Source organism: Hydrogenophaga sp. (genome assembly GCF_035481345.1).
Taxonomy (GTDB): domain Bacteria; phylum Pseudomonadota; class Gammaproteobacteria; order Burkholderiales; family Burkholderiaceae_C; genus Hydrogenophaga.
In genome coordinates, this window is record NZ_DATIGV010000154.1 from 1 (window position 1) to 5,439 (window position 5,439).

The 5,439-nt window shown below is 67.9% G+C and carries 5 protein-coding genes; 2 read left to right on the top strand and 3 right to left on the bottom strand.

All coding sequences use genetic code 11. The features are described from left to right. A partial coding sequence (groL, locus tag VLG41_RS15815; protein WP_325350356.1) for a chaperonin GroEL occupies positions 1-1,461 on the top strand: 1,461 nt, incomplete at its 5' end. Positions 1,462-1,657: 196 nt separating this feature from the next. Here groL and tal read toward each other — a convergent pair. Beyond that, positions 1,658-2,599: a transaldolase gene (gene tal, locus VLG41_RS15820; RefSeq protein WP_325350357.1), complete on the bottom strand. Its 942-nt coding sequence runs from the start codon at positions 2,597-2,599 to the stop codon at positions 1,658-1,660. A gap of 63 nt (positions 2,600-2,662) precedes the next feature. Here tal and VLG41_RS15825 point away from each other — a divergent pair, with 63 nt between their 5' ends. After that, positions 2,663-3,511 (top strand): MurR/RpiR family transcriptional regulator, encoded by an 849-nt coding sequence (locus tag VLG41_RS15825; protein WP_325350358.1) that lies wholly within the window; start codon positions 2,663-2,665, stop codon positions 3,509-3,511. 109 nt (positions 3,512-3,620) lie between these two features. Here VLG41_RS15825 and VLG41_RS15830 read toward each other — a convergent pair whose 3' ends face one another. Both VLG41_RS15830 and VLG41_RS15835 read right to left on the bottom strand, forming a co-directional pair. Next, complete coding sequence (locus VLG41_RS15830; RefSeq protein WP_325350359.1) at positions 3,621-4,637, bottom strand: dipeptide ABC transporter ATP-binding protein; 1,017 nt, start codon at positions 4,635-4,637, stop codon at positions 3,621-3,623. After that, the coding region (locus tag VLG41_RS15835; RefSeq protein ID WP_325350360.1) for an ABC transporter ATP-binding protein at positions 4,634-5,439 on the bottom strand (806 nt) is incomplete at its 5' end. The genes VLG41_RS15830 and VLG41_RS15835, both read right to left, overlap by 4 nt.

Sequence of the window (5,439 nt, forward strand, 5' to 3'; positions counted from 1 at the left end):
AAGGACAAGCTCCAGAACATGGGCGCCCAGATGGTCAAGGAAGTCGCTTCCAAGACCAGCGACAACGCCGGTGACGGCACCACCACCGCCACCGTGCTGGCCCAGGCCATCGTGCGCGAAGGCATGAAGTACGTGGCCGCCGGCATGAACCCCATGGACCTCAAGCGCGGCATCGACAAGGCCGTCGAGGCCCTGATCGCCGAGCTCAAGAAGGCCTCCAAGGCCACCACCACGAGCAAGGAAATCGCCCAGGTCGGCTCCATCTCCGCCAACTCCGACGAGTCGATCGGCAAGATCATCGCCGACGCCATGGACAAGGTTGGCAAGGAAGGCGTGATCACCGTTGAAGACGGCAAGAGCCTGCAGAACGAACTCGACGTCGTCGAGGGCATGCAGTTCGACCGCGGCTACCTCTCGCCCTACTTCATCAACAACCCCGAGAAGCAGTCCGCCCTGCTGGACAACCCCTTCGTGCTGCTGTTCGACAAGAAGATCAGCAACATCCGCGACCTGCTGCCCACGCTGGAACAAGTCGCCAAGGCCGGTCGTCCGCTGCTGATCATCGCCGAGGAAGTCGAAGGCGAGGCGCTCGCCACGCTGGTGGTCAACACCATCCGCGGCATCCTCAAGGTCGTGGCCGTCAAGGCGCCTGGCTTCGGCGACCGCCGCAAGGCCATGCTGGAAGACATCGCCATCCTCACCGGCGGCAAGGTCATCGCTGAAGAAGTGGGCCTGACGCTCGAGAAGGTGACCCTGGCCGACCTGGGCCAGGCCAAGCGCATCGAAGTGGGCAAGGAAAACACCACCATCATCGATGGCGCCGGCGCCGCCGCCGACATCGAAGCCCGCGTGAAGCAGGTGCGCGTGCAGATCGAAGAAGCGACCAGCGACTACGACCGCGAGAAGCTCCAGGAGCGCGTGGCCAAGCTGGCTGGTGGCGTGGCCGTGATCAAGGTCGGCGCCGCCACCGAGGTCGAGATGAAAGAGAAGAAGGCCCGCGTGGAAGACGCCCTGCACGCCACGCGTGCCGCGGTGGAAGAAGGCATCGTGGCCGGTGGTGGCGTGGCCCTGCTGCGCGCGCGCCAGGCCGCTGGTGCCATCAAGGGCGACAACGCCGACCAGGACGCCGGCATCAAGCTGGTGCTGAAAGCGATCGAAGCGCCCCTGCGCGAGATCGTGGCCAACGCCGGTGGCGAGCCGAGCGTGGTGGTCAACGCCATCCTGGCCGGCAAGGGCAACTACGGCTTCAACGCCGCCAACGACACCTACGGCGACATGATCGAGATGGGCATCCTGGACCCCACCAAGGTGACCCGCACCGCGCTGCAGAACGCCGCTTCGGTGTCCAGCCTGATGCTGACGACCGAAGCCATGGTCGCCGAGTCCCCGAAGGACGACGCGCCGGCCATGCCGGGTGGCGGCATGGGTGATATGGGCGGCATGGGCGGCATGGGCATGTAATTGCTCCTTGCCAGAGGGCGCATGGCGGCGTTGCAGCCGCTTGCCGTGGCGATGCCACTGTCTGCGCGGCTGCGCCTTGCCCTGCACCCTCTGGCGGCGTCGTAGGAGCGGTTCTTCGCTCGGCGATGAAGTCCAAAGAAAAAACCCCGCGAGTGATCGCGGGGTTTTTTCTTTTGGTGGCGCCGCCGCGCGTGGTTCAGGCCATCAGCGCTTCCAGCTTGACTGTGTCGGCCGCGAAGGCGCGGATGCCTTCGGCGAGCTTCTCGGTGGCCATCGCGTCTTCGTTCAGCGCGTAGCGGAAGCCTGCCTCGTCGTACTTCACCGGTGCGATGTCGAGCCGCTTCGCCGCCTCGGCGTCGAGCGCGCGGATCAACGGTGCCTCGCTCGCGGCGAGCTGCGCCAGCAACTCGGGGCTGATGGTGAGCAGGTCGCAACCCGCCAGCGCAGTGATCTGGCCGACGTTGCGGAAGCTCGCGCCCATCACCTCGGTCGCGATGCCATGGCGCTTGTAGAACTCGAAGATGCGGCGCACCGAGCGCACGCCCGGATCGTTCGCGCCCGCGTTGGCCGCCTCGTCCCACTGCGCGCCGGCCTGCTTCTTGTACCAGTCGTAAATGCGGCCCACGAAGGGTGAGATCAGGCGCACACCGACCTGGCCGCAGGCCACGGCCTGGGGGAAGGAGAACAGCAGCGTAAGGTTGCAGTGCACGCCCTCGCGCTCCAGCTGTTCGGCCGCGCGAATGCCCTCCCAGGTGGCCGCGATCTTGATCAGCACGCGCTCGGTGTCCACGCCCTCGGCCCGGTACAGGGCGATCAGCCGGCGCGCGCGTTCCAGCGTGGCCCCGGTGTCGAAGCTCAGGCGCGCATCGACCTCGGTGGACACGCGCCCCGGAATGAGCTTCAGGATCTCGACCCCGAAGCGCACCAGCAAGCGGTTCATCAGCTCCACCTTGTCGGCCACGCCGTGCTGCGCGATGGCCTCGGCCAGCAAGGGCGCGTACTCGGGCTTCTGCACCGCCTTCAGGATGAGCGAGGGGTTGGTGGTGGCATCCTGCGGGGCGTAGGCCGCCAGCTGCTTGAAGTCGCCGGTGTCGGCGACCACCGTGGTGAACTGTTTGAGGGCGTCGAGCTGGTTCATGGGCGGATTATCGCCTCCGGTGGTAATAAAATTTCAACCCTTCGGACCATTGGGTAACACGCCATGCTCGACCGCATCAAGGCCTCGCTGCCCTCGCTCGCCCCGGCCGAACAGCGCGTGGCAAAGCTCGTGCTGCAGGATCCGCGCAGCTTCGCGAGCCTGCCGGTGAGTGAGCTCGCCGAGCGCGCGCACGTGAGCAAGCCCACCGTGGTGCGTTTCTGCCGCAGCATGGGCTACGACGGCCTGTCGGACTTCAAGCTCAAGCTGGCGGGCACGGTGAGCGAGGGAGTGCCCTTCATCCACCGCAGCGTGGACGCCGACGACAAGACCAGCGACGTGATGGTCAAGCTCATCGACAACACGGTGGCGGCCTTCCTCAAGTACCGCAACGACGCCTCGCACCACGCGATCGAGCGCGCGGTGGACGCGCTCATGGCGACATGGAAGGGCAAGGGCCGCATCGAGTTCTATGGCGCCGGCAACTCGGGCATCGTGGCGCAGGACGCGCAGCACAAGTTCTTCCGCCTGGGCATCAACGCCGTGGCCTACAGCGACGGCCACATGCAGGTCATGGGCGCCTCACTGCTGAGCCCGGGCGACTGCCTGGTGATCGTGTCGAACTCCGGCCGCACGCGCGACCTCATGGACGCGGCCGATATCGCGCGCCGCCACGGCGCCACGGTGATCACCATCACCACCAGCGGCTCGCCGCTGGCGCAGGCCGGCCACATCCACCTGGCCGCCGACCACCCGGAGGGCTACGACCGCTACAGCCCCATGACCTCGCGGCTGATGCACCTGATGGTGATCGACATCATGGCCACCTGCCTGGCGCTGCGCATCGGCGGCACGAAACTGCAGCCGCTGTTGCGCGAGATGAAGAACAACCTCAGGAACAAAAGGTATGCGTGAGCGTGCGCGCTGCGCACAGCTCACGCGCCCCCTGCGCCGCTGACGCGGCTTCCCCCGGAGGGGGACGATGCCAGCGGCCCGGCGGAGCCGGTTCCGCGGCATCTCTGGATCAAATGCGGCCTTCTTCGACCGCGTGGCAGGCGATGCGGATGCCGCCGATGTCCAGCAGCGCGGGGCGCTCGTTGCGGCAGCGGTCGTTGGCGTGCGGGCAGCGCGGGTTGAAGGCGCAGCCGCTCGGGGGGTTCAGGGGGTTGGGCACCTCGCCCTGCACCGGCGTTCGCGCCTTGCCGGTGTCGTGCATCTTCGGGATCGCGTCGAGCAGCATGCGGGTGTAGGGGTGGCGCGGGCGCTCGAACAGCGTGTGCTTGGGCGCGAGTTCCACCAGCCGGCCCAGGTACATCACGCCCACCTGGTCGCTCACGTGGCGGACCACGGCCAGGTTGTGGCTGATGAACAGGTAGGTCAGCCCGCGCTGGCGCTGCAGGTCCTTCATGATGTTGAGCACCTGCGCCTGCACCGAGACGTCGAGTGCGCTGGTGGGCTCGTCGCAGACCAGGAAGTCCGGCTGCGTGGCCAGGGCGCGCGCAATGGAGATGCGCTGGCGCTGGCCGCCGCTGAACTGGTGCGGGTACTTCAGGCTGTCGTGCGGGCTCAGGCCCACCGAGCGCAGCAGGTCTTCCACACGCTCGCGCAGCTTGAGCGGGTCGGTTTCGATCTCGTGCTCGCGCAGCGGCTCGGCGATGATGTCCTCCACGCGCCAGCGCGGGTTCAGGCTCGCGTAGGGGTCCTGGAAGATCATCTGGATGCGCCGGCGCAGCACGCGCCCGGCAGGCGTCTTGAAGGCCGCGTGGGCGTCCTGCTGGTCGAAGTGGAAGCCGCCGCGGGTCGGCTCGTACAACCCCACCAGCAGCCGCGCCACGGTGCTCTTGCCGCAGCCCGACTCGCCCACCAGCGCCAGCGTCTGGCCGCGCGGGATGTCGAAGCTCACGCCGTCCACGGCGCGCAGCAGCTGGCGCGGCTTGCGTTCGAGCACGCGGTTGAGCCAGGGCGGCGAGACGTCGAAGGTTTTGGCCAGGTCGGTGGCGCGCACCAGGGGTGCGGCATCCTGTTGCTGCAGGGCGCTCATGCCGACACCCCTTGCTGCAGCCAGCACGCCGCGCGCGTGGCGCCCGCGTCCATGAGTTCGGGGCGCTCCACATGGCAGCGGTCGAACACGCGCTCGCAGCGCGGGTTGTAGGCGCAGCCCTTGGGAATGGCGTTGAGGCGCGGCATGGCGCCATCGATCTGGTGCAGGCGCTCGCGCTCTTGCGTCATGTCGGGGATGCAGGCCATCAGGCCACGGGTGTAAGGGTGGGCCGGGTGATTGATCACCTCGTGCACGGGACCGATCTCGGCCACGCGCCCGGCGTACATCACGGCCACGCGGTCGCAGGTCTCGGCGATCACGCCCATGTCGTGCGTGATCAGCATGACGGCCGCGCCGCGCTGTTTGCAGATGCTCTTGAGCAGCGTGATGATCTGCGCCTGGATGGACACGTCCAGCGCGGTGGTGGGCTCGTCGGCCACGATGAGCTGGGGTTCGGCCGCCAGTGCGAGCGCGATGACCACGCGCTGGCGCATGCCGCCGCTGAACTGGTGCGGGTAGTGGTCGATGCGCTGCTCGGCCGCCGGGATGCCGGTGTCCTGCAGCAGGCCGATGGCGCGCTGGCGCGCCTGCGCCGCAGTGACGGGCAGGTGCGCCTGGATGGTCTCGATGAGCTGGCGGCCGACCGAGTACAGCGGGTTCAGCGAGGTCAGCGGGTCCTGGAAGATGGCGCCGATGCGCCGGCCGCGGATGCGGCGCATGGCCTCGGCGTCGAGGTTGTCGATGCGCTGGCCTTCCAGCAGGATCTGCCCGCTGGCGACGCGGCCAGGCGGCTCGAGCAGGC